Origin of the sequence: Streptomyces sp. NBC_00554, from assembly GCF_041431135.1 — a bacterium.
In the GTDB taxonomy this organism is placed as follows: Bacteria; Actinomycetota; Actinomycetes; order Streptomycetales; family Streptomycetaceae; genus Streptomyces.
Map to the genome: position 1 here is coordinate 1648896 of NZ_CP107799.1, position 23843 is coordinate 1672738.

A 23843-nucleotide genomic window follows, 5' to 3' on the forward strand; every position below is an offset into this window, starting at 1 on the left:
AGTCTGGATGACCAAAGTGACCTTCGCCAGAAGCACCAGAACGTCCGCAACGTACGCTGTTTCCCTGCTGGTTGCGGCCGCTGCCGCCCTGACGGGCTGCGGCTCCTCCGACTCCGGCAGCGACGACCCCTTGCAGGACGACGCCGCCGCCGGCGGGACGGTGGTGGTCGGCTCCAACAACTTCCCCGAGAGCATCCTGCTCGCCGACATCTACGGCGAGGCCCTCAAGTCCAAGGGCATCAAGGTCAGTTACAAGCTGAACATCGGCAGCCGTGAGACCACGTACGGACTGATCAAGAACGGCACGATCACGGTCATGCCCGAATACAACGGCGCTCTGCTGTCCTATCTGAATGCCGACGCGGTACCGACCTCGGTCGAGGACACCAACAAGTCCATCACCGCCGAACTCGATTCCAAGCTCACCCTGTTGGAGCCGTCCAAGGCCGAGGACAAGGACGCGGTCGCCATCAACGAGGCGACGGCCAAGAAGTACAGCCTCACCAGCGAGTCGACGATCGCCGACCTCGCCGACGTGGCCTCTGAGCTGGTCATCGGCGGTTCTCCCGAGTTCCAGACGCGCCAGCAGGGGCTGTTGGGCCTCAAGTCCGAGTACGGCCTTGAATTCAAGTCCTTCAAGGCGCTGGACGCGGGCGGTCCGCTGACGGTCGCGGCCCTCAAGGGCAACAACATTCAGGCCGCGGACCTTTTCACCACGGACCCCACCATCGCCGCCAACAAGTTCGTCGTACTCAAGGACCCGAAGAATCTCTTCAGTTTCCAGAACGTGACTCCGCTGGCGTACAAGAGCGATCTTCCGGCCGAGGGCGTTTCCGTACTCAATGAGATATCGGCGAAGCTCGACACCGAAACCCTGATCGGGCTCAACAGCGAGGTGCAGGCCGACAACAAGGACCCGCTGGACGTGGCCAAGACGTGGCTGTCCTCCGCCGGACTGTCCTGACCCCTGCATGACGGCCGGGGCGGACAGCCGCTCCGGCCGGCGCCCGCCTCTGGGCGCGCGGTTGCCCTGGAACACACGGCTGAGGAGTACGTCCAGCATGCTCAACGGCCGTGACCTCGACGCGGACGCCGTCAGCCGGATCGCCGAGGGCACGATGACTCCCGCCGTGCACCCGGCGGCCCTGGAGGCGATGGAGCACACCCGGTGCGCCGCGCGGAAGCTGGCGGCGGAGGGCGCCCGGGTGTACGGGCGCAGCACCGGCGTCGGGGCGCACCGGGGCACCGTCGTCGAGGAGCGCGACGGCGACGGCCACGATCTGCGGCTGCTGCGCAGCCACGCGGGCGGCGTGGGCGAGCCGCTGCCCGCACGCCAGGTCCGCGCCATGATGGCGGTCCGGATCAACCAACTGCTGGCCGGCGGCTCGGGCCTGCGCCCGGAGATCGCCGAGACCATCGCGGCCGCGCTGCGAGCGGGGGTACATCCTGCGGTCACCGAATACGGGGCGGTGGGCACCGGGGATCTGACGGCGCTGGCCCAGTTGGGGCTGGCCCTGTTCGGGCATGGCGGGTGGGAAAGCTCCACGGCGGACGCCGGGAAGCCGGTTCCGGAGGCTCTGCGGATCGAACGCGGTGACGCCCTTGCCCTGTTGAGCAGCAGCGCCCTCACCCTGGGCCAGTCCGCGCTCGTCAGCCACGACCTGGGCGGGCTGTTGCGCGCCGCGCATGTGGTGGCCGCGCTGTCGCTGTACGCGATAGACGGCTCCCTGGAGCCGTACGCGCCGGAGGTTCACCGGGCCCACCCGCATCCGGCCATCGGGCGCTCCGCGGCATACGTAAGACGGCTGCTCGGCGTTCCTGAGCGCCGGCCGGCCGGGGTGCCCGAGCAGCCCCTGCCGCCGTCCGCGCGGGTGCAGGACCCCTTCGGCTTCCGGTGCTTTCCCCAGGTGCACGGTCCGGCGACGGAGGCATGGGCGGGACTGGAGCGTGTGCTGTCCATCGACCTCAACTCCGCCACCGAGAACCCTCTGATCGGCTGGGACGAGGTCAGGGGCGCCGCTGTCGCCCACCATCACGGCGGTTTCTTCGCGGCGCCGCTCACCCTGGCCCTCGACCAGCTGTGCCTGGCCACGCTTGGCACGACGCGGCTCTCCGCCGCCCGGCTGTCCGGACTGTGCCGCCCCGAACTGACCGGGCTGCGCTCCTTCCTGGCCGACGGGGCATCAGCGGGTTCGGGCGTGATGATCCTGGAGTACAGCGCGTCGGCCGCGCTCGCGGAGGTCCAGGCGTGTGCCACCCCGGCCGCCCTCGGGCACGTGGTGCTGGCGCACGGGCTGGAGGAGGCGGCCAGCTTCGCCACCCAGGCGGCCCGCAAGGCGCTGCGGCTGACCGAGGCGTACCGGCTGGTGCTGGGCTGTGAACTCGTGGCCGCGGTACGGGCGTTGCGTCAGCGGGGTGCCTCGCCGGACCCGGCGGCCCCGGCGGGCCGGGCCTACGCGCGGGCGGCGGCGGTCCTGGACCCCGCCATGGCGGACCGGCCGCTCACGGACGACGTGGCGGCGGCCACGGGCCTCCTCGCCGAATTCGCCGGATTCGCCGAGCTCGGCGGGCCCGATGAGACCGATGAGCCCGACGCCTTCGCGAAACTGTATGCAATATGAATCGTATGCAGTATCCTGACGGCTCTGACGGCCCCGGCTCGGAGGAGACATGGAAGATCTGGATCCCGAGGTGGTGCTGGGAATGGCTGCCCAGGCACCCGACGGCATAGTGATCATCGACCGCGAAGGACTGATCCGCTACTGGAACCGGGGTGCGGAGCGCATCTTCGGGTTCTCGGCGGGCGAGGTCGCCGGTCGCAGTCTGGACATCATCATCCCCGAGAAGCACCGGCAGCGTCACTGGGACGGCTTCGTGACGGCCATGGAGCAAGGGACCAGCAGGTACGGGAAAGCAGACCTCCTCTCGGTTCCCGCACTCGGGGCGGACGGCCGCAAGCTCTCCATCGAGTTCAGCGTCGTGCTGCTCGCCGATCCCGACGGCGGAGCGGCCCACTGCGGCGCGGTCATCCGGGATGTCACCGCGCGCCGGGCCCGGGAGAAGGAGCGGATGCGGCGCAACGAGGCCGCCACAACAGCCTGAGAAACGCCTCACCGAAGCAGGGCCACCGTCACTACGGTGGCCCTGCTTCGTTGTGCGGGGTTCTGGTCAGGCGACGACCTTGCCCTCGTGCAGCTTGCGGATGTCGTCCGCGTCGTAGCCGAGGTCCGCGAGCACCTCGTCGGTGTGCTCGCCGAGCAGCGGCGCACCCTCGATCTCGGGCTTGAAGCCGGAGAACTTGATCGGGCTGCCCACGGTCAGGTAGGTGCCGCGCTCCTTCTGCTCGACCTCGACGATCGTGCCGCTCTTGCGCATGTCGGGGTCGGCGGCGAGCTCCTTCATGCTGAGCACGGGCGCGCAGGGCACCTCGAAGGTGCGCAGGATGTCGACGGCCTCGTACTTGGTCTTGTCGGCCAGCCACTTCTCGATCTCGCCGAAGATGTCCATGATGCGCGGCTGGCGGGCCAGAGCGGTGGTGTACTCCGGGTCCTCGGCCCACTCGGGATGCCCGATGACCTCGCAGGTGCGCACCCAGTTCTGCTCCTGGATCGTGAAGTAGATGTAGGCGTTGGGGTCGGTCTCCCAGCCCTTGCACTTCAGGATCCAGCCCGGCTGGCCGCCGCCGCCGGCGTTGCCGCCACGGGGCACCGCGTCGCCGAACTCACCGTGCGGGTACTGCGGGTACTCCTCCAGGTAGCCGATCTTCTCCAGGCGCTGCTGGTCACGGAGCTTGACCCGGGTCAGGTTGAGCACGGCGTCCTGCATGGACACCGATACCTTCTGGCCGAGGCCCGTCGCGTTGCGCTGGATGATCGCGGTCAGCAGACCGATCATCAGGTGCATACCGCTGTTGCTGTCGCCGAGGGCCGAGCCGCTGATGGTGGGCGGACCGTCCCAGAACCCGGTGGTGGACGCGGCCCCGCCGGCGGCCTGGGCGACGTTCTCGTAGACCTTGAGGTCGCTCCACTTGGAGTCGTCGTTGAAGCCCTTGACCGAACCGAGGATCAGACGCGGGTTCAGCTCGTGGATGTAGTCCCAGCTGAGACCCATGCGGTCCATGGCGCCCGGCGCGAAGTTCTCGACCAGCATGTCCGACTCGCGGATCAGCTTCTCCATGATCGCCTTGCCCTCGGCGGTCTTGGTGTTGATGGCCAGCGAGCGCTTGTTGCTGTTCAGCATGGTGAAGTAGAGGGCGTCGAGGTCCGGGATGTCACGGAGCTGACGGCGCGTCACATCGCCGCCGTTGATGCGCTCGACCTTGATGACGTCGGCGCCGAACCAGGCGAGCATCTGTGTACACGCGGGACCGGCCTGGACCCCGGTGAAGTCGATCACCTTGATTCCGGCGAGCGGCTTTTCACTCATGGTGTATTCCTTCTCCTGAATGCTCTCAGTTGCGAGAGTCGGCTGTGCGGGGGCGGTTGTCGCGGGGTGGAGCGCTCGGGGCCGAGGCGCTCACTTCTTCTTGGGCGTGATGTTGCCGACGGTGATGCCCTTGGGGTTGAGGTGCGCGATGTGGCCGCTCTCGGTGCCGGCCGAGGGGTCGATCACACAGTCGATGAGCGCCGGGCCGCCCGTGGCCAGCGCGTCGATGAGAGCCGCGGTGACCTCTGCGGGCGTGGTCGCGCGATAGCCCTTGCCGCCGAACGCCTCGATCATCAGGTCGTGGCGTGCCGAGAGCATCAGGGTGGTCGGCGACGGGGCGTCGTCGAGGGGGTTGACGTCGTCGCCGCGGTAGACGCCGCCGTTGTTCATGATCACGGTGACCACGGGCAGCTTGTAGCGGCAGATCGTCTCCAGCTCCATGCCGCTGAACCCGAAGGCGCTGTCGCCCTCGACGGCCACGACCGGGTCGCCGCTCTCGACGGCGGCGGCGATCGCGTACCCCATGCCGATGCCCATGACGCCCCAGGTGCCGCTGTCGAGGCGGTGGCGGGGTACGTGCATGTCGATCACGTTGCGCGCGATGTCCAGCGCGTTGGCGCCCTCGTTGACGATGTACGTCTCGGGGCGCTCGACCACGACGTCGCGTACCGCCTTCAGCGCGCCCATGAACTGCATCGGGCTCGGGTCGGCCTTGAGGCGCTCCGCCATCTTGGCGACGTTCTGCGCCGAGCGCGAGGCCAGTTCCTCCCGCCACGCGGTGGGGGCGGCGATCTGGCCGGGCTTGGTCCGCTCGGCGATCGCGTCGAGCACGGACTCGATGTCACCGACCAGCGGGGCCGCGATGGGCTGGTTGCTGTCCATCTCCTTGGGCTCGATGTCGATCTGGATGAACTTCGCGTCCGGGTTCCAGCTCGGTGCTTCGCCGTGGTTGAGCAGCCAGTTGAGGCGGGCGCCGACGAGCACCACGACGTCGGCCTTCTTCAGGGCCAGCGAACGGGCGGTGGCGGCCGACTGCGGGTGGTTGTCGGGCAGCAGGCCCTTGGCCATCGACATCGGTACGTAGGGAATGCCGGTGGACTCGATGAACTCGCGGATCTTGTCGTCCGCCTGCGCGTAGGCGGCTCCCTTGCCGAGCATGACCAGCGGCCGCTGCGCCCCCGCAAGCAGCTCGATCGCGCGGTCCACCGCCTCCGGCGCGGGCAGCTGGCGCGGCGCCGGGTCGACGAGCCGGCTCAGCGTCTTGGCGCCCGCCTCCGCGTCCATGATGGAGCCGAGTACCGCGGCCGGGATGTCGAGGTAGACGCCGCCGGGACGTCCGGATATCGCGGTGCGCAGCGCTCGGGCGATACCGCGGCCGATGTCCTCGACCCGGCTCACGCGGTACGCGGCCTTCACGAACGGCTGCGCCGCGGCGAGTTGGTCCATCTCCTCGTAGTCGCCCTGTTTGAGGTCGACGAGGTGGCGCTCGCTGGAGCCGGAGATCTGGACCATCGGGAAACAGTTCGTGGTGGCGTTCGCCAGCGCGACAAGCCCGTTGAGGAAGCCCGGTGCGGACACCGTCAGCGCCACTCCGGGCTTCTTCGTGAGGTATCCGGCCGCCGCAGCCGCGTGTCCCGCGTTGCTCTCGTGGCGGAAGCCGATGTAACGGATGCCCTGCGCCTGCGCGAGGCGGGCCAAGTCGGTGATCGGGATGCCGACCACCCCGTAGATGGTGTCCACGTCGTTCAACTTGAGCGCGTCGACGACCAGGTGATACCCGTCGGTGAGCTCCGTCGGAACGTCGGCGGTCGCCGCTGTCTCCAGTGTCGAGGGGGCGGTCATGATCCGAGGTCCTCCTTGGGCAGGTCCTGCCAGTGCGGCTACTCACCTCACCTTCGTGAGCCGCGCTCCCCGCGTCCAAGACCCATCGACGACCAGCTGATAAACAGCATCTATCGATGGCCGGTGGCGAGCCCGTGACCTGCGGCGCGACCCCCTTGATAGACACCTGCTATCGGCCGGTCGCCAGTGCGTATTGGACGCGCACCGCACACCACCGCAGGCTCGCAGAGGACTGGTTCATCAGACGTGGCACGGGAGGTGGAGTCATGGCCGTTCCGGCGGCGGCATCTGTGCGCGACGCGGACCGGTACCGGCCACCCACGGTCACGGGCCTCGCCGATCTCCTCGACCGGCACGTACGCGAGCGTCCGCACGCCCGGGCCCTCGTCGTCACCGGGGACCGGGTGCACCTGTCCTACCGCGCCCTCGCGGCCCTCGCCGACGGCGTGGCGGCCCGGCTCGGTGGCACGGGGCTGCGTCGCGGTGACGCGATCGGGCTGATCTGCGCCAACAACGTGGAGTTCGTCGTCGCGCTCCTGGGTGCGGCGCGGGCCGGTCTGGTGGTCGCCCCGCTGGACCCGACGCTGCCCGGGTCTCAGCTGTCCGCCCGGCTCGAAGCGCTGGGCGCACAGGCGCTCCTGCTCGGTCCTTCGGTGGCCGACGCTCCGCCGGCCGCCGAGGTCGCTCTCCCCACCTGGCCGCTGCGCGTGGTCGCCTCCCGTGCCGGGACGGCGGCGGTCGACCTGGACACCGGCGCGCGTGCGGTGCGCCGGGTGCGGGGCGCGGCCCCTGAACTCTCGGAGCAGGACGCCCTCGTCCTGTTCACGGCGGGCACCACTGCCCGCGCCAAGATGGTCCCGCTGACGCACGCCAACGTGGCCGCGTCCGTGCGGGGCATCTGCGCCACCTACGAGATGGGGCCGGCCGACGCGACGGTCGCGGTGATGCCGTTCTTCCACGGCCACGGGCTGTTCGCGGCGCTCCTGGCGTCCCTGGCCAGTGGCGGATGCGTACTGCTGCCCGAGCGGGGACGGTTCTCGGCGCGCACGTTCTGGGACGACATGCACGCCGCGGGCGCCACCTGGTTCACCGCGGTCCCGACCATCCACGAAATCCTCCTGGACCGGGCGGAGACCGAGTACCCGGGCCCGCAGACACCGCCGCTGAAGTTCGTCCGCAGCTGCAGCGCGCCCCTCAACACGGCCACCCAGCGGGCGCTTGAGCGCACGTTCGGAGCACCGCTCCTTTCCGCATACGGAATGACCGAGTCCGCACACCAGGCCACCAGCGAGCCGCTGCCGCCAGGCCCCCTGAAGCAGGGGTCGGTCGGCCGGCCCACCGGAGTGGAGCTCCGTGTCGTCGACCCGAGCGGACGGACGTGTCCGGTCGGCACCGAGGGCGAGGTGTGGGTGCACGGTCCGACCGTCGCCCGCGGCTACCTCGGCGACCCCGGCGAGACGGCCCGCGGTTTCGCCGACGGCTGGCTGCGCACCGGTGACCTGGGCCGCCTGGACAAGGACGGGTACCTGTCCCTCACCGGGCGCATCAAGAACCTCATCAACCGCGGCGGCGAGAAGATCTCGCCCGAGCATGTCGAGGACATCATCGCCGGGTGTCCCGGAGTCGCCGAGGCGGCCGTGTTCGCCGTCCCCGACGCGGTCTACGGGCAGCGGGTCGGTGCCGCCGTGGTCCTGCGCGAGGGCGAGAGCATCGGGTCCGAGCAGATCCTGCGGTACGCCCGTGACCGGCTGGCGCCCTTCGAGGTTCCCGACCGGATCGAGCTCGTCGCCGCGCTGCCGCACACCGCCAAGGGAGCGCTCGACCGGCTTGCGGTGGAGGCCACGTACGCGCCCTGAGCCGGCCACGGCTCAGCGCACGCGGTGCTCCGCGGCCAGCGGCTGGTTGAAGAAGTCGTCGAGTGCCAGTCCCGTCGCCGCGTTGACGAACGCCCGGGCCGCGACCGAGCCGGGGGTCGCCGCGTGGATCGCCACCGACACCTGCGCCCCGGCCTCCGGATCGACCAGGGGCAGCGCTCTCGTGCGGCCGATCACCGGCATCGCGCGCAGCCACGCGTGCGGCACGATGCTCGCCCACTCACCGCCGCCGACGTGCGCGTAGAGGGAGGCGATCGAGTCCGTCTCCACCTGCGGGGTCACCACGAACCCCTTGTCCGCGAAGACGCTGTCGATGATCTGGCGGATCCTCATGTCGGGGGTCAGCAGCGCGAGCGGCAGCTGAGCCGCGTCCGCCCAGGTCATGGTGGAGGTGGTCTGGGAGGTCAGCTGGTCGGCGGAGATCAGGAGCATGTACCGCTCCTGGTACAGCGGGACGACCTGCAGGCCCTCCTGGTCACCGGGGTCGAAGTGCGCGATCGCCACGTCCAGCTCGAAGTCGCGCAGCTGGCGGTGGAGTTCCTTCGTCGACAGCCGGGAGCGGACCTGCACCTTGGCCAGCGGGTGGGCCGCGCAGAACGCGGCCACGGGCAGCGCCAGGGTCGTCGACGCCGTGGGGTCCGTGCCCAGCCGCAGGGTTCCGGTGATGCCGGACTGTACGGCGGCCACCTCGGCCTTGAAGGCGTCCTGCTCGGCGAGGATCCGCTTGGCCCATACGACGAGCCGTTCGCCCTCCGGGGTGAGGCCCTGGTAGTTGTGCCCGCGGTTGATCAGCGTGACGTTCAGCTCGCGCTCCAGCTTGGCGATCGCCGCCGAGAGCGCGGGCTGCGAGACGTAGCAGGATTCCGCCGCCCGGGCGAAGTGCCTCTCCCTGGCCACCGCTACGAAGTACTCCAGCTGACGGAACAGCATGAACGACTCCTCGCTGGTGCCATGTGATCGGCCAAGCCTACCCAGCCTGGCTGGTCACGCCCGTTGTCCGCCCCGTTGTCAGCTCCGTTGCCCGCCCCGTTGCCCGTGCTGCTGTCAGCTCTGCTGTCCGCTCCGCGCCAGCAGGTCGGTCGCGGCGTGGACCGCGCGCAGGTTGGGTGCCTCGGCGCCGGAGATGTCGGCCATCTCCACCACCGCGGTCACGATGGCGTCGAGCTCCAGCTGCTTGCCGGCCTCCAGGTCCTGGAGCATCGACGTCTTGTGGTGCCCCACCCCTTCGGCACCGCGCAGCCGCTTCTCGATGGAGATGTCGGGTGTGCTGCCGACCCTGGACGCGATGTCGAGGGTCTCCTCCATGAGCAGGGTGACCAGCCGCCGGGTGGGCGGGTGCCGGCAGATGTCCGCCATCGTCGCCCGGGTCAGCGCGCTGATCGGATTGAAGGCGACGTTGCCCATCAGCTTGATCCAGATGTCGTCGCGCAGATTGGGCTCCACCGGGCTCTTCAGCCCGCCCGCGACCATGGCCTCGCTCAGGGCCGTGCACCGGTCGGAGACCCCGCCCGCCGGCTCACCGATGGAGAACCTGGTGCCCTCCAGGTGCCGGATCACGCCGGGGGCCTCGATGACCGTGGCGGGGTAGACCACACAGCCGATGGCCCGCTCCGGTGGCAGCACCCGGCTGGTGGCGCCGTCCGGGTCGACCGCCTCGATCCGCCGTCCTTCGTAGGGGCCGGCCAGTTTGTGGAAGTACCACCACGGAACGCCGTTCTGACCGGCCACCACCGCGGTCCGGTCGCCGAGCAGCGGGGCCACCAGCGATCCGCTGGAGGGGTAGGAGTGCGCCTTCAGCCCCAGGAACACGTAGTCCACCGCGCCGACCTCGGCCGGGTCGTCCGTGGCGTGGGGATGTGCGACAAAGTCGCCGCGCGGGCTCTTCACCTGGACCCCGTGGGCCTGAATCGCCTTCAGATGCTCACCGCGCGCGATCAGGTGGACCTCTGCCCCACCGCGGTGCAGTGCCGCTCCGACATAGGCGCCGATCGCACCGGCTCCGAGAACGGCGATTTTCATGGCGGCTCCTCTTCGAAGGGGTCGTGATGAATACTGTATGCAGTATCCTCGCTGGATGTACAGTCTCGTGGCACAGAGCCACGTGATACGGAGCCAAGGGGGCAGCTCGTGCTGATCGACACGCATGGCCGGATCGCCACCGATCTACGGGTCTCACTGACCGACCGGTGCAATCTGCGGTGCACGTACTGCATGCCGGAAGAGGGCCTGCGGTGGCTGCCCAAGCCGGAGTTGCTCACGGACGACGAGATCGTGCGGATGGTCTCGATCGCGGTGACCGAGCTGGGAGTCACCGAGGTGCGCTTCACCGGCGGCGAGCCGCTGCTCCGCCCTGGCTTGGTGGGGATCGTCGAGCGCTGCGCCGCCTTGGAGCCGCGCCCCAGGATCTCCCTCACCACCAACGGCATCGGTCTTGCCCGCACCGCCGAGGCGCTGCGCACCGCCGGGCTCGACCGGGTCAACGTCTCGCTCGACACCCTGAACCCGGAGGTCTTCCGCACCCTCACCCGCCGCGACCGGCACCACGACGTCCTCGCGGGCCTCACCGCCGCCCACGACGCGGGCCTCACCCCGGTCAAGGTCAACACGGTCCTGATGCGGGGCGTCAACGACGGCGAGGCCCCCGACCTGCTCGACTGGGCCCTCCGCCACGGCTACGAGCTGCGGTTCATCGAGCAGATGCCGCTGGACGCCCAGCACGGCTGGCAGCGCGAGGACATGGTCACCGCCGCCGAGATCATCGAGCGGCTCTCGGCCCGTTTCGCCCTCACCCCCGAGCCCTCCGCGGTACGCGGCTCCGCGCCCGCCGAACGCTGGCTGGTCGACGGCGGACCCGGCCGGGTCGGCGTGATCGCCTCCGTCACCAGGCCCTTCTGCCGCGCCTGCGACCGCACCCGGCTCACCGCCGACGGGCAGGTCCGCGACTGTCTGTTCGCCCGCGAGGAGTCCGACCTGCGTGCTGTTCTGCGTTCCGGCGCTTCCGATCGGCAGATCGCCGACCGCTGGCGCACCGCGATGTGGGGCAAGAAGCCGGGCTCGGGCCTCGACGACCCGTCGTTCCTCCAGCCCGGGCGCCCGATGTCCGCGATCGGCGGCTGACCACCGACTTGGGGCCGGTGAGCCGCACCGGCCCCGAGCGCCGGTGCGGCCCGCCGGTCAACGCAGCAGCCGGACCGCGGCGACCACCACCGGGTCGAGCCCGTCCGCTCCGGCGTCGACGAACTCGTACAGCCGGTTGCGCATGCGCGGGTCCCAGAACTTGCCGATGTGTCCGGCGATCGCCTCGGCGGCCGCATCGCCCGGCAGGTGCACATGGTTCGCCGCGATCTGGTTCGCCATCCTGGACTCCGGTGCCATCCCGCCCGCCATCTCAGTCCACCACCGTGACGAGTTGGTGGTCGTCCTCGACGACCTCCGTGCCGCTCTGCCCGAGCGGGTGCGCAAGGCCGACCTGTACGGCGGTCACCTTGTACTCCGGGCAGTTGGTCGCCCAGTCGGAGTTCTCGGTGGTGACCACGTTGGCGCCGGTCACCGGGTGGTGGAACGTGGTGTAGACGACGCCGGCCGGCATCCGGTCGGAGATCTCCGCGTGCAGGGTCGTCTGCCCGACCCGGCTGGCCAGCGTCACCAGGTCGCCGTCCTTGATGCCGCGGGTCTCGGCGTCGTGCGGGTGCAGTTCCAGGATGTCCTCGGGGTGCCAGGCGACATTGCCGGTACGGCGGGTCTGCGCGCCCACGTTGTACTGGCTGAGGATGCGGCCCGTGGTCAGGACCAGCGGGAAGCGCCGGGTGCTGCGTTCGTCGGTCGGCACGTAGTTGGCGACCACGAACTTGCCCTTGCCGCGCACGAATTCGTCGACGTGCATGACCGGGGTGCCCTCCGGAGCCGACTCGTTGCAGGGCCACTGGACGCTGCCGAGCTTGTCGAGGACCTCGAAGGAGACGCCGGTGAAGGTCGGCGTGACCGAGGCGATCTCGTCCATGATCTGGCTCGGGTGGTCGTAGGACATGGCGTAGCCCATCGCGGTGGCGATCTCGCTGATGATCTGCCACTCGTGCTTGCCCGTCTTCGGCTTCATCACCGCACGCACCCGGTTGATGCGGCGCTCGGCGTTGGTGAAGGTGCCGTCCTTCTCCAGGAACGACGCGCCGGGCAGGAAGACGTGCGCGAACTTGGCCGTCTCGTTGAGGAACAGGTCCTGTACGACGACCAGTTCCATCGCTTCGAGGGCGGCGGTGACGTGCTTGAGGTTCGGGTCGGACTGGGCGATGTCCTCGCCGTGCACGAACAGGCCCCGGAAGGTGCCGTCGATCGCGGCGTCGAACATGTTGGGGATGCGGAGTCCCGGCTCGGACAGCAGCGTGCCGCCCCAGAGCCTCTCGAAGACCTCGCGCACGGCGTCGTCGGAAACGTGCCGGTAGCCGGGCAGTTCGTGCGGGAAGGAGCCCATGTCGCACGAGCCCTGCACGTTGTTCTGACCGCGCAGCGGGTTGATGCCGACACCGTCACGGCCGACGTTGCCGCACGCCATCGCGAGGTTGGCCATTCCCATGACCATCGTCGAGCCCTGGCTGTGCTCGGTGACGCCGAGGCCGTAGTAGATGGCCCCGTTGGGCGCCGCCGCGTACAGCCGGGCGGCGGCCCGCAGTTCCCCGGACGGTACGCCGCTGACCTCCTCGGTGGCTTCCGGGCTGTTCTCCGGACGGGCGACGAACTCGGCCCACTCGGCGAACCCTTCGCAACGCTGCGCCACGAAGGCCAGATCGGCCAAGCCCTCGGTGACCACGACATGCGCCATGGCGTTGACGACCGCGACGTTCGTGCTCGGCTTGAGCTGGAGGTGGTGCGCGGCCTCGATGTGCGGCGAGCGCACCAGGTCGATGCGGCGCGGGTCGACCACGATCAACTCGGCGCCCTCACGCAGCCGGCGCTTCATCCGGGAGGCGAACACCGGGTGCCCGTCGGTGGGGTTGGCGCCGATCACCATGATGACGTCGGCCTCGGCGACCGAGCGGAAGTCCTGGGTGCCCGCCGACTCGCCGAAGGTCTGCTTGAGCCCGTATCCCGTCGGGGAGTGGCAGACCCGGGCGCAGGTGTCGATGTTGTTGTTGCCGAAGGCCGCGCGCACCATCTTCTGTACGACGTAGACCTCTTCGTTGGTGCAGCGCGAGGAGGAGATGGCGCCGATCGAACTCGGCCCGTACCGGCCCTGGAGTTCGCGCATCTTGGTGGCGACCGTGCCGATGGCCTCTTCCCACTCGACCTCGCGCCAGGGGTCGGTGATCCTGTCGCGGACCATGGGCTTGAGCATGCGGTCGGGGTGCGAGGCGTATCCGAAGGCGAAGCGGCCCTTCACGCAGGAGTGGCCCTCGTTGGCGCCGCCGTCCTTGTGGGGCACCATCCGGACCAGTTCGTCGCCGCGCAGCTCGGCCTTGAAGGAGCAGCCGACACCGCAGTAGGCGCAGGTGGTGATCACCGACCGGGTGGGCATGCCGAGTTCGACGACCGACTTCTCCTGGAGCGTCGAGGTCGGGCAGGCCTGCACGCAGGCCCCGCAGGAGACGCACTCGGAGTCCATGAAGGTCTCGCCGGCGCCCGCCGACACCTTGGACTCGAAGCCGCGCCCCTCGATGGTCAGCGCGAACGTCCCCTGCACCTCGCCGCAGGCCCGCACGCAGCGGGAACAGGCGATGCACTTGGACGGGTCGAAGTCGAAGTACGGGTTGGAGGTGTCCTTCTCGGCGTCGAGGTGGTTCTCGCCCTCGTAGCCGTACCGCACCTGCCGCAGCCCGACCACGCCCGCCATGTCCTGCAACTCGCAGTCACCGTTGGCCGGGCAGGTCAGACAGTCCAGCGGATGGTCGGAGATGTAGAGCTCCATGACGCCCTGGCGGAGCTTCTCCACCTTCGGCGTCTGCGTCCTCACCTGCATCCCGTCGGCGCACGGCGTGGTGCAGGACGCCGGGGTGCCGCGCCGGCCGTCGATCTCCACCACGCACAGCCGGCAGGAGCCGAAGGGCTCGAGGCTGTCGGTGGCGCACAGTTTGGGTATCTCGATCCCGGCCTGCGCGGCTGCGCGCATCACCGAGGTGCCTTCCGGCACGGTCACCGGCATCCCGTCGACCTCCACCGAGACAGTCGCCTCGCCGGGCCTCTCCGGGGTGCCGAAGTCGGGTTCCTTGAGCAGTGTCATGCCGTGCCCTCCGTCCTCGTGCCGGTCGCGGTTACGGGTTGGATCTCCAGCGTTCGACGGCCGCCGAGGAAGTCGTCGGGGAAGTGCGTGATGGCGCTGCGTACGGGCATCGGCGTCAGCCCGCCCATCGCGCAGAGCGAGCCGTCGGTCATCAGGTCGCAGAGGTCCTCGAGCAACGCCAGGTTCTCGTCCCGGTGTTCACCGGCCACGATTCTGTCGATCACCTCGACACCGCGTACCGAACCGACCCGGCAGGGTGTGCACTTGCCGCAGGACTCCTCCGCGCAGAACTCCATCGCGAAGCGCGCCTGGGCAGCCATGTCGACGCTGTCGTCGAACACCACGAGACCGCCGTGTCCGACCATCGCGCCGGCCGCCGCGAACGCCTCGTAGTCCATCGGCAGATCGAACATCGACGTCGGCAGATAGGCGCCGAGCGGGCCGCCGACCTGCACCGTGCGCACCGGGCGCCCGGAGAACGTACCGCCGCCGTAGTCCTCGACGAGTTCGCGCAGGGTGACGCCGAACGCGGTCTCCACGATGCCGCCGTGCGCGATGTTGCCGCCGAGCTGGAACACCTGGGTGCCGCGGGAGCGTTCGACGCCGAGTTCCTGGTAGGCCTTCGCGCCGTCCGCGAGTACGACGGGGACGGTGGCCAGCGTGAGGACGTTGTTCACCACCGTCGGTTTGCCGAACAGGCCCTCGATCGCGGGGATCGGCGGCTTCGCGCGGACCGTGCCGCGCTTACCCTCCAGGCTTTCCAGCATGGAGGTCTCCTCGCCGCAGATGTACGCCCCGGCGCCGACGCGGACATGCAGGTCGAAGTCGAGCGCGGAGCCGAGGATGCCCTTGCCGAGCCAGCCGTGTTCGCGGGCGATGCCGATCGCCGCGCGCATCGTGGCCACCGCGTCGGGGTACTCCGAGCGGATGTAGAGGTATCCCTCGCTCGCGCCCACCGCGTGTGCGGCGATCGTCATGCCCTCGATGAGCATGAACGGGTCGCCCTCCATGACCATCCGGTCGGCGAAGGTCCCGCTGTCGCCCTCGTCCGCGTTGCAGCAGACGAACTTGAGCTCGTCCGTGCAGCCGAGCACGGTCTTCCACTTGATACCGGCCGGGAATCCCGCGCCGCCGCGGCCGCGCAGCCCGGAATCGGTGACCTCCGTGACCACGTCCTCGGGAGCGCGGGCCAGGGCCGCTTTCAGCCCCGCGAGTCCGCCGTGCTCCACATAGTCCTCGGTCGACAAGGGGTCGGTGACGCCGATTCTGGCGAAGGTGACACGGTTCTGGCGTGCCAGCCAGGGCAGTTCGTCGACGATGCCCAGCCGCAGCGGGTGGTCGGCGCCGTCGAGCATGCCGGCGGCGAGGAGTTCCTCCACGTCCGAGGGGGCCACCGGTCCGTAGCCGACGCGGCCCTGCGGGGTCACCACCTCGACGAGCGGCTCCAGCCAGAGCATGCCGCGTGATCCGTTGCGTACGACCTCGACGTCGAAGTCACCGCCGACGGCGGCCAGTTGAAGAGCGTCCGCGACCTCGTCCGCGCCGACGGACCTGGCCGCCGAGTCGCGGGGGACGTAGACCTTCGCCGTGGCCTGCGAAGTGTTGTTCACGATGACACCGTCCCGTTGAGGATCGCGCCCAGACCGGCCGTGCTCACTCGTCCATGCAGTCGGCCGTTCACCTCCACCGCCGGCCCCAGAGCGCAGTTGCCGAGGCAGAAGACCTGCTCCACGGTCACCGCGCCGTCCGCCGTGGTCTCCCCCAGGGACAGTCCGGCCTCGCGGGCGTAACCCACCAGGCTGTTGGCTCCCAGGGCCTGGCAGGCCTCGGCACGGCAGATCCGTACCGTGGTGCGTCCGGCGGGCTCGCGGCGGAAGTCGTGGTAGAAGGTCACCACTCCGTGGACGTCCGCACGGGAGAGGTTGAACTCGTCGGCGAGTACCGGTATTGCCTCCTGCGGCACATGGCCCAACTCGGCCTGGACGGCGTGCAGTACGGGCAGCAGCGCACCCCGCTCTCCCCGGTGGCGGGCGGCCACCCTCCGCACCACGTGCTCGACCGTCACGTCACTCCCGCTGGTCGTCATGATCGCTCTCCAAGAGCCGATAGCGATGCTTGCAGGGGACTGAGACAATACCCCATACAGGCTTCTGTATACAGAACTCAACCGCACTCAGCCACACCCGGCCGCACTCAGCCACATCCAGTCGCGCTCCGCCACGGAACTGCGGACGCCATCTTGCATACCAAAACCTGTATGCTGAGGCCCGCCGTCGGCAACCCTCTCGGCGGCCACCACTTGGCAAAGCCGTCGGCCCCACAGGCCCGGTGGCAGAACGGGGCTCCCATGCGCGAGGCACTCACGGCCGCTGCGTCCCGGCGCGTCACCCGCCCGGCACCGCTGCGCCAGGCCGTCTACGACGCGCTGACCGAACTGATCGTCAGCGGCTCGCTCAAGCCCGGCCAGCACCTCGTCGAGGCCGAGCTCGCCGAACACCTCGGTGTCAGCCGCCAGCCGGTCCGCGAAGCCCTGCAGCGCCTCCAGACCAACGGCTGGGTGGACCTCCGTCCCGCCCAGGGCGCCTTCGTGCACTCCCCCACCGAGGTGGAGGCCGCCCAGCTGCTCAGCGTCCGCGCGGTCCTGGAGACCTACTCGGCCCAGCTCGCCGCCGAGAACGCGAAGCCCGAGGACGTCGTACGGCTCTGGGAGCTGCAGGAGGAGGGCGTCGAAGCGCTCGCCGCGGGCGATGTCGAACGCCTGGTCGCCGCCAACACCGCGCTGCATGCCTTCGTCACCTCCGTCGCCGACAACGCCGTACTGTCCGAGTTGATCTCGCTGGTGGGCCAGAAGGTGCGCTGGTACTACACGCCGATCGCCCAGCCCCGCGGCAAGGAAGCCTGGAACGAGCACTCGCAGCTCATCAAGGCCATCGCCAAGGGAGACCCGGACCGCGCGAGCGAGATCATGCGCAAGCACACCGAACGCACCACCGACTTCTACCGCAAGCAGATCGCCGCCGGGGCCACCCAGAACTAGGACCTGTCCGGCCGATCCCGGCGGAGACGCGGGGTGGCCGTGACATAAGCCGCTCCGCGGCGGGCGCACATCTGCCGCGTTGTCGTCGGTCACCGACTCCCTCCTCCGCCTTGCAGCTGCACGCACCACACCCCGCTCACCGGCACCACCAAGACACCGCGGCTTCCCTCCACCGTGATCGGCCGGACAGGTCCTGACCGCCCGAACCGCCCCACGGCCGGGTTCAGGACGCCGCGAGAGAGTCGGTGGCACGGCGGGCGGACCGGAGCGAGACATCGGCCACCGCCGGATGGGCCGCCTCCGCGCCGACGGCCGCCTGCAGTTCGAGCAGCCACGGCAGGACCGTACGCAGCACGATGTCGAGCCCTCCGCCGTCCGCTCCGAGCATCGCGTCGGCGGGAACCAGCACCGGATCGGCGAACACGGTGGACGTCGCGCTGCCGTGCGGCCCTCCCCCGTCCGGTCTGGCCGGCACGAACAGGTCCGGGGCGTGCGCCGGAACCACCCAGAGGGTCAGGCCGTCCGGCCCGGTGAGCGGCCTGGAGGACCAGACATAGCTGTCGGCCTCCCCCGCCGCGACCACCTGGTGTTTACGGGCACGCAGCGCGACCACGTCACCGGAGCGCGCGGCGGTGGAGCGTGACGCCCAGAACTCGCCCTGCACACCCTGTTCGGCGGGGTCGTCCTCGGCGAGCGCCAGGCTGCCGAGATGGCGTCCGGCGGCGATCTCACCGCGGACCCAGGCACTTCCGTACGACTCGATGACGGCGACCGCCGCGTAGTGGGACTGGAGCACGGCCGCGGTCGCCGGGCAGATACGGGCGATCCGCGCGACCACCTCGGCGGCTTCCGGCAGGCCCATTCCGAGGCCGCCGAATTCCGTGGAGACGGTGAGCCCCAGCAGCCCGGCGCGGCCGAGGGCCGTCACGGAGGCACGGGGGAACTTCGCCCGCGTGCCGGTCGCTTCGGCGGTCGGCACGATGACGGTCCTGAGGACTTCAGAGAGAGCGGTGCGGTACGACACGGGGTGACCCCCTCCTCGGGAGCGCAGCTCTGCTGTGCGGCGCACATGATTGCATACAGTATTCTGCATCCGGTTGGATGCGCCAGAGGTGAGGAGGGGGCAATTGGCGAGGGGGAGGCGATTTCCGCGAATTCGCGTCACGGACGGCACTCAGAGTGGCTATTGCATACTACAGTCAGTATCCCGAAGCCAGAGGCTTCGGGACAGCAGTCCAACGAGGGGGAGGGTTCCATGCCCGACACGCCCACCGTGGCAGCCCGCGGCCCGATCGCCCGGCCCGCTCCGCTGCGTCAGGCCGTCTACGACGCCCTGACCGACCTGATCATCAACGGCACCCTCAAGCCGGGCCAGCACCTCGTCGAGGCCGAGCTCGCCGACCATCTCGGCGTCAGTCGCCAGCCCATCCGCGAAGCGCTGCAACGGCTGCACACCACCGGCTGGGTCGATCTGCGGCCCGCCCAGGGCGCGTTCGTCCACTCCCCCACTCCGGAGGAGTGCGCCCAGCTCCTCAGCGTCCGGGGCGTCCTGGAGACCCACTCCGCACGCGGCGCCGCGGAACACGCCACACCCCACGACGTCGACCGCCTGTGGGAACTGCAGCAGGTGGGGCTCACCGCCCTCGCAGCCGGCGACGCCCGCGCCATCGTCGAGGCCAACGCCGCCCTGCACGGCCACATCACGCACCTGTCCCGCAACGCGGTCCTGGCGGAACTCATCCCCCAGGTCGACCGGCGCGTGCGCTGGTACTACATGCCCATCGCCAAGCCGCGCGGCACGGACGCCTGGAGCGAACACGCCCAGATCATCCAGGCGATCGCCGACGGAGATCCCGAGCGTGCCGAACAGCTCATGCGCCGGCACACCCGGAACACCGCCGACTTCTACTGCGAGCAGATCGCCGCGGTGACCGCCCGCCGCACCCGGTGACCGGGGCGCGAGCGGTTCACTGCCCCGGGTCTATCTCCCGCAGCAGCCCCGTCGACACGTCGAAGACGAATCCCCGCACATCGTCGGTGTGCGGCAGGAACGGCGAGGTGCGCACCCGCTGCATCGACTGGCGTACGTCCTGATCGACATCCGTGAAGGCTTCGACGGCCCAGGCCGGCCGCTGCCCGACCTCCATCTCCAGCTCGATCCGGAAGTCCTCGGTCAGGCTCTGCAGACCGCAGCCGGTGTGGTGGATGAGGATGACACTGCGGGTGCCGAGGGCGCGCTGACTGATCGTCAGGGAGCGGATCGTGTCGTCGGTGACCACTCCGCCCGCGTTGCGGACGGTGTGGCAGTCGCCCAGCTCCAGGCCGAGCGCGGCATGCAGGTCGATCCGGGCGTCCATGCAGGCCACGACGGCGACGCGCAGGACGGGGCGGGCGCCCATGCCGGGATCGGCGAATCCGGCGGCGTACGCGCGATTGGCTTCAAGGAGCCGGTCGGTGACCGTCCCGCTGAGACGGGGTGTTGGTGTCAACATGCTGGGCTACCTCACTCCGGTCGAACGCCTGAGAAAGAGGATCTACATACGGTGATCTGTATACGGTATGAAGTAGCCAGTATTCGTAACCGTGCGGCCCCTTGTCCAGAGTGCGTGCAAGGGTTCCCTTGTCCCTTGCACGGACTGAGGACTTGGGGCGAGGTCTCAGGCGACCGCCGCGGGCTCCAGTCGGACGACGACGCCCTTCGAGGTCGGGGTGTTGCTGATGTCGGCCACGCTGTCCAGCGGCACCAGGACGTTGGTCTCCGGGTAGTACGCCGCGGCGGAACCGGGAGTGGTCGGATAGGAGACCACCCGGAACTTCTCCGCACGGCGTTCCACGCCGTCGCGCCACACACTCACCAGGTCCACCTCGCTGCGGTCGGCGAGCCCGAGCGCCTCCAGGTCGACAGGGTTCACCAGGACCACGCGGCGGCCGTTGTGGATGCCCCGGTAGCGGTCGTTCATGGCGTAGGGGATGGTGTTCCACTGGTCGTGCGAGCGCAGCGTCTGGAGCAGCAGATGCCCCGCGGGTGCGCTCAGCATCTCGAAGTCGTTGCAGGTGAAGACGGCCTTGCCGCTCGGGGTCGGGAACACCCCTGAGTTCACCGGGTTGGGCAGCCGGAAGCCGCCCGGCCGGTCGACCCGGACGCTGAAGTCGTCGAAGCCCGGGACGACCCGGGAGATCCGGTCGCGGATCGTGCCGTAGTCCGCCTCGAACTTCTCCCAGGGGATGGACGGTTGCTCGCCCAGGGTCCGCCGGGCCAGCCGCGAGATGATCGCCACCTCGCTGAGCAGATGCGGTGAGGCCGGGTGTAGGCGGCCCCGGGAGGCGTGCACCTCGCTCATGGAGTCCTCGACGGTGATGAACTGCTCGCCGCTCGCCTGGACGTCCCGGTCGCTGCGGCCCAGGGTGGGCAGGATCAGCGCGGTGTCGCCGCAGACGGTGTGGGAGCGGTTGAGCTTGGTGGAGATGTGCGCGGTGAGACGGCACCGTCGCATCGCCCGCTCGGTGACGTCGCTGTCGGGCGTGGCCCTGATGAAGTTTCCGGCGACCCCGACGAAGACCTTGGCCTCGCCGTCGCGCATGGCCCGGATGGCGTTCACCGAGTCCAGGCCGTGCTTGGTGGGCGGGGTGAAGGCGAACTCGCGCTCCAGGGCGTCCAGGAAGCTCTGCGGCATCCGCTCCCAGATGCCCATGGTCCGGTCGCCCTGCACATTGCTGTGGCCGCGCACCGGGCAGACGCCCGCTCCGGGTTTGCCGATGTTGCCGCGCAGCATGAGGAAGTTGACGACCTCACGGATGGTGGGGACGGCGTGCTTCTGCTGGGTGAGCCCCATCGCCCAGCAGACGATGATGTTCTCCGCGGCGAGGACCCGCTCGCCCACCGTCTCGATCTCCTCGCGGGTGAGACCGGTGGCGTCGAGGATGTCGTCCCAGTTGGCCTTGCGGGCCTGCGCGGCGAACGCTTCGAAGCCGATCGTGGACACGTCGATGAATCCGTGGTCGAGGACCGTTCCCGGCGCGGCTTCCTCGGCCTCCAGGAGCAGCAGGTTCAGCGCCTGGAAGAGGGCGAGGTCGCCGCCGGGCCGGATCTGCAGGAACTGGTCGGCGATCGCGGTGCCGCGGCCGACGATTCCGCGGGCCTTCTGCGGGTGCTTGAACCGCATGAGGCCGGCCTCGGGCAGCGGGTTCACAGCGACGATGTGGCCGCCGTTCAGCTTGGTCTCCTCCAGCGCGGAGAGCATCCGCGGGTGGTTGGTGCCCGGGTTCTGGCCCACCACGAAGACGAGGTCGGAGTGGTGGATGTCGTCCAGGCTCACGCTGCCCTTGCCGATGCCCAGCGTCTCCCCGAGTGCGGAGCCGCTGGACTCGTGGCACATGTTGCTGCAGTCGGGCAGGTTGTTCGTGCCGAAGGCCCGGGCGAAGAGCTGGAGGAGGAAGGCGGCCTCGTTGTTGAGCCGGCCCGAGGTGTAGAAGAGGGCTTCGTCGGGCGAGTCGAGCAGGCGCAGTTCCTCGGCGAGCAGACCGAGGGCGTCGTCCCAGCCGATCGGCTCGTAGTGGTCCGAGCCGGGCCGCTTGACCATGGGTTCGGTCAGCCTGCCCTGCTGGTTGAGCCAGTAGTCGGACTTCTGGCCCAGCTCGGACACCGGGTGTTCCCGGAAGAACTCGGCGGTGACGCGGCGTGAGGTCGCCTCGTCGTTGATGTGCTTGGCGCCGTTCTCGCAGTACTCGTTCTTGGCCCGGTGGCCCGGCGCGGGTTCCGGCCAGGCGCAGCCGGGGCAGTCGAAGCCCTTGGTCTGGTTGATGTTCAGCAGGGTCAGCGCCGTGCGCCGGACCGAGGTCTGGCCCAGCGAGTACTGGATCGCGTGTGTGACGGCGGGGAGTCCGGTCGCCCAGGTCTTGGGCGGGGTGACTTCCAGTCGGTCTTCCGGGTCCTCGATGGTGCTCATGATCTGGCCTGTGCCTTTCTGCCGCTCCCGCGCGCACGACAAATCCAGCGCCGCGGCGGGAACCGAAATCCCGCTCGTGATCAGCTTCGGCCAGGCCTTGAGAAGTAGTCAAAGAGAGAACAACTTCCACGCGATAGAAGCCGTCTATCAAACGGTCGGCACCCCTTCTGACCTGCCCTGACGAGGGTCGCCGGGTGGACGGCAGTCGGTCAGATCACACCCTGGGCCTTGAGCAGCGGCAGCTCGTCGCGGGAGAGGCCGAGCTCGCGGAGGTAGATCTCCTCGTTGTGCTCGCCGAGCAGCGGGGACCGCTCCACCTTGACCGGGGAGTCGGAGAGTTTCAGGGGGTTGCCGACCGTGACGTACGTTCCGCGCTCGGGGTGCTCGACCTCGACGACGATCTCGTTGGCGGCGAGCGAGGCGTCCTCGATGATCTCCTTGGTGGACAGGACCGGGCCGCAGGGGATGTGGTGGGCGTTGAGCGCCTCGAGCACCTCCATCTTGGAGAGGGTGCTGGTCCATTCCTCGATGAGCTGGAACATCTTCCCGAGCTTGGGCAGCCTGATCTCGGGGGTGGCCCACTCGGGGTCCTCGGCCAGCTCGGGCCGGCCGATGAGTTCGCTGATCGGCTTCCAGCCGACGGGCTGGACGATCACGTACACGTAGTCGTTCGGGCCGCCCGGCGCGCACCTGACCGCCCAGCCCGGCTGCCCGCCGCCGCTCGCGTTGCCCGAGCGCGGCACCTCGTCGCCGAAGTCCTCGTTCGGGAACTCCGCGAGCGGGCCGTGCGCGAGCCGCTGCTGATCGCGCAGTTTCACCCGGCAGAGGTTGAGCACGGCGTGCTGCATCGCGACGTTGACCCGCTGGCCGCGACCGGTGTGGGTGCGCTGGAAGAGAGCGGCGAGGATCCCCGCCACGGCGTGCATACCGGTGCCGGAGTCGCCGATCTGCGCGCCCGTCGCGAGCGGCGGGCCGTCCTCGAAGCCGGTGGTCGCCATCGACCCGCCCATGGCCTGGGCGACGACCTCGTACGCCTTGTAGTTGGTGTACGGGCCTTCGCCGAAGCCCTTGATGGAGGCGTACACGATGCGGGGGTTGATCTCGCGGATGCGGTCCCAGGTGAAGCCCATGCGGTCGATGGCGCCGGGTCCGAAGTTCTCGACCATGACGTCGGAGCCCCGGATCAGCTCCGTGAGGATCTCTTTGCCGCGCTCGGTCTTGGTGTTGAGGGTGATGCTGCGCTTGTTGCTGTTGAGCATCGTGAAGTAGAGGCTGTCCACGTCCGGGATGTCGCGCAGCTGCTTGCGCGTGATGTCACCGGTCGGCGCCTCGACCTTGACCACATCCGCACCGAGCCACGCGAGGATCTGCGTTGCGGACGGGCCGGACTGAACGTGCGTCATATCCAGGACGCGCACGCCCTCGAGAGCCTTCGTCATGATCGCCGCCTCACTCTGTGTGTCGCCATCCCAGGGACCCCATACTGTAGATTGCATACCGTATGGAGT

19 protein-coding genes are annotated in these 23843 nt (G+C 69.5%); 7 read left to right on the top strand and 12 right to left on the bottom strand.

Features of this window, described 5'->3' with window-relative positions; translation table 11 throughout:
• Window positions 1–7: 7 nt before the first annotated feature.
• The 3 genes from OG266_RS07410 (at window position 8) to OG266_RS07420 (ending at window position 3102) form a co-directional block, all read left to right on the top strand.
• The gene (locus tag OG266_RS07410; RefSeq protein ID WP_329544478.1) at window positions 8–964 is read left to right on the top strand and encodes an ABC transporter substrate-binding protein; all 957 of its coding nucleotides are present in this window, start codon (window positions 8–10) and stop codon (window positions 962–964) included.
• A 97-nt stretch (window positions 965–1061) separates the two neighbouring features.
• Entirely contained in the window at window positions 1062–2621 is a 1560-nt protein-coding gene (locus tag OG266_RS07415; protein ID WP_371543921.1) for an aromatic amino acid ammonia-lyase, read from the top strand.
• Window positions 2622–2670: 49 nt separating this feature from the next.
• Window positions 2671–3102 carry a PAS domain S-box protein gene (locus OG266_RS07420; protein WP_371543923.1) on the top strand — a complete coding sequence of 144 codons (432 nt, stop codon included), beginning with the start codon at window positions 2671–2673 and terminating at the stop codon, window positions 3100–3102.
• A gap of 66 nt (window positions 3103–3168) precedes the next feature.
• On the opposite strand, the gene frc (OG266_RS07425) is transcribed toward OG266_RS07420, so the two are convergent.
• Complete coding sequence (gene frc, locus OG266_RS07425) at window positions 3169–4425, bottom strand: formyl-CoA transferase (protein WP_266473156.1); 1257 nt, start codon at window positions 4423–4425, stop codon at window positions 3169–3171.
• A gap of 90 nt (window positions 4426–4515) precedes the next feature.
• On the bottom strand, window positions 4516–6267 hold the full coding sequence (gene oxc, locus OG266_RS07430; protein ID WP_371543924.1) for an oxalyl-CoA decarboxylase: 1752 nt from the start codon (window positions 6265–6267) through the stop codon (window positions 4516–4518).
• A gap of 266 nt (window positions 6268–6533) precedes the next feature.
• On the opposite strand from oxc, the gene OG266_RS07435 reads away from it, so the two are divergent.
• Window positions 6534–8123 carry a FadD7 family fatty acid--CoA ligase gene (locus tag OG266_RS07435; RefSeq protein ID WP_371543926.1) on the top strand — a complete coding sequence of 530 codons (1590 nt, stop codon included), beginning with the start codon at window positions 6534–6536 and terminating at the stop codon, window positions 8121–8123.
• A 12-nt stretch (window positions 8124–8135) separates the two neighbouring features.
• Here OG266_RS07435 and OG266_RS07440 read toward each other — a convergent pair whose 3' ends face one another.
• Both OG266_RS07440 and OG266_RS07445 read right to left on the bottom strand, forming a co-directional pair.
• Complete coding sequence (locus tag OG266_RS07440; protein ID WP_266473159.1) at window positions 8136–9071, bottom strand: LysR family transcriptional regulator; 936 nt, start codon at window positions 9069–9071, stop codon at window positions 8136–8138.
• A gap of 114 nt (window positions 9072–9185) precedes the next feature.
• Window positions 9186–10160 carry a 2-dehydropantoate 2-reductase gene (locus OG266_RS07445; protein WP_371543927.1) on the bottom strand — a complete coding sequence of 325 codons (975 nt, stop codon included), beginning with the start codon at window positions 10158–10160 and terminating at the stop codon, window positions 9186–9188.
• Window positions 10161–10268: 108 nt separating this feature from the next.
• Between OG266_RS07445 and moaA the strand changes: the two genes are divergently transcribed.
• Window positions 10269–11258, top strand: a complete 990-nt coding sequence (moaA, locus tag OG266_RS07450) for a GTP 3',8-cyclase MoaA (protein ID WP_371543928.1) — start codon at window positions 10269–10271, stop codon at window positions 11256–11258.
• A 57-nt stretch (window positions 11259–11315) separates the two neighbouring features.
• Here the strand turns inward: moaA and OG266_RS07455 are convergent, their stop codons facing one another.
• From OG266_RS07455 to OG266_RS07470, 4 genes are read right to left on the bottom strand one after another with little or no spacing between them, the layout of a single operon-like run.
• Entirely contained in the window at window positions 11316–11498 is a 183-nt protein-coding gene (locus tag OG266_RS07455; RefSeq protein ID WP_266473163.1) for a formate dehydrogenase subunit delta, read from the bottom strand.
• A 31-nt stretch (window positions 11499–11529) separates the two neighbouring features.
• Complete coding sequence (gene fdhF / locus OG266_RS07460; protein ID WP_371543929.1) at window positions 11530–14352, bottom strand: formate dehydrogenase subunit alpha; 2823 nt, start codon at window positions 14350–14352, stop codon at window positions 11530–11532.
• Window positions 14349–15962: a formate dehydrogenase beta subunit gene (locus OG266_RS07465; protein WP_371543931.1), complete on the bottom strand. Its 1614-nt coding sequence runs from the start codon at window positions 15960–15962 to the stop codon at window positions 14349–14351. The genes fdhF and OG266_RS07465 overlap by 4 nt, the downstream gene beginning before the upstream one ends.
• Entirely contained in the window at window positions 15959–16438 is a 480-nt protein-coding gene (locus OG266_RS07470) for an NAD(P)H-dependent oxidoreductase subunit E (RefSeq protein WP_371543933.1), read from the bottom strand. Before OG266_RS07470 ends, OG266_RS07465 begins: the two co-directional genes overlap by 4 nt.
• Before the next feature lie 261 nt (window positions 16439–16699).
• Here OG266_RS07470 and OG266_RS07475 point away from each other — a divergent pair, with 261 nt between their 5' ends.
• Window positions 16700–17389 carry a GntR family transcriptional regulator gene (locus OG266_RS07475; protein ID WP_371543934.1) on the top strand — a complete coding sequence of 230 codons (690 nt, stop codon included), beginning with the start codon at window positions 16700–16702 and terminating at the stop codon, window positions 17387–17389.
• Between the two features lie 223 nt (window positions 17390–17612).
• Here the strand turns inward: OG266_RS07475 and OG266_RS07480 are convergent, their stop codons facing one another.
• Complete coding sequence (locus tag OG266_RS07480) at window positions 17613–18413, bottom strand: acyl-CoA dehydrogenase family protein (protein WP_371543936.1); 801 nt, start codon at window positions 18411–18413, stop codon at window positions 17613–17615.
• Window positions 18414–18644: 231 nt separating this feature from the next.
• Here OG266_RS07480 and OG266_RS07485 point away from each other — a divergent pair, with 231 nt between their 5' ends.
• Complete coding sequence (locus OG266_RS07485; RefSeq protein WP_266473169.1) at window positions 18645–19340, top strand: GntR family transcriptional regulator; 696 nt, start codon at window positions 18645–18647, stop codon at window positions 19338–19340.
• Between the two features lie 16 nt (window positions 19341–19356).
• Here the strand turns inward: OG266_RS07485 and OG266_RS07490 are convergent, their stop codons facing one another.
• From OG266_RS07490 to frc (OG266_RS07500), 3 genes are all read right to left on the bottom strand, one after another.
• The gene (locus OG266_RS07490) at window positions 19357–19881 is read right to left on the bottom strand and encodes a carbonic anhydrase (protein WP_266473171.1); all 525 of its coding nucleotides are present in this window, start codon (window positions 19879–19881) and stop codon (window positions 19357–19359) included.
• Between the two features lie 165 nt (window positions 19882–20046).
• Window positions 20047–22335, bottom strand: coding sequence for an FdhF/YdeP family oxidoreductase (locus tag OG266_RS07495; RefSeq protein WP_371543938.1), 2289 nt, complete (start codon window positions 22333–22335; stop codon window positions 20047–20049).
• Window positions 22336–22544: 209 nt separating this feature from the next.
• Entirely contained in the window at window positions 22545–23774 is a 1230-nt protein-coding gene (gene frc, locus OG266_RS07500; RefSeq protein ID WP_266473176.1) for a formyl-CoA transferase, read from the bottom strand.
• Window positions 23775–23843 lie beyond the last annotated feature (69 nt).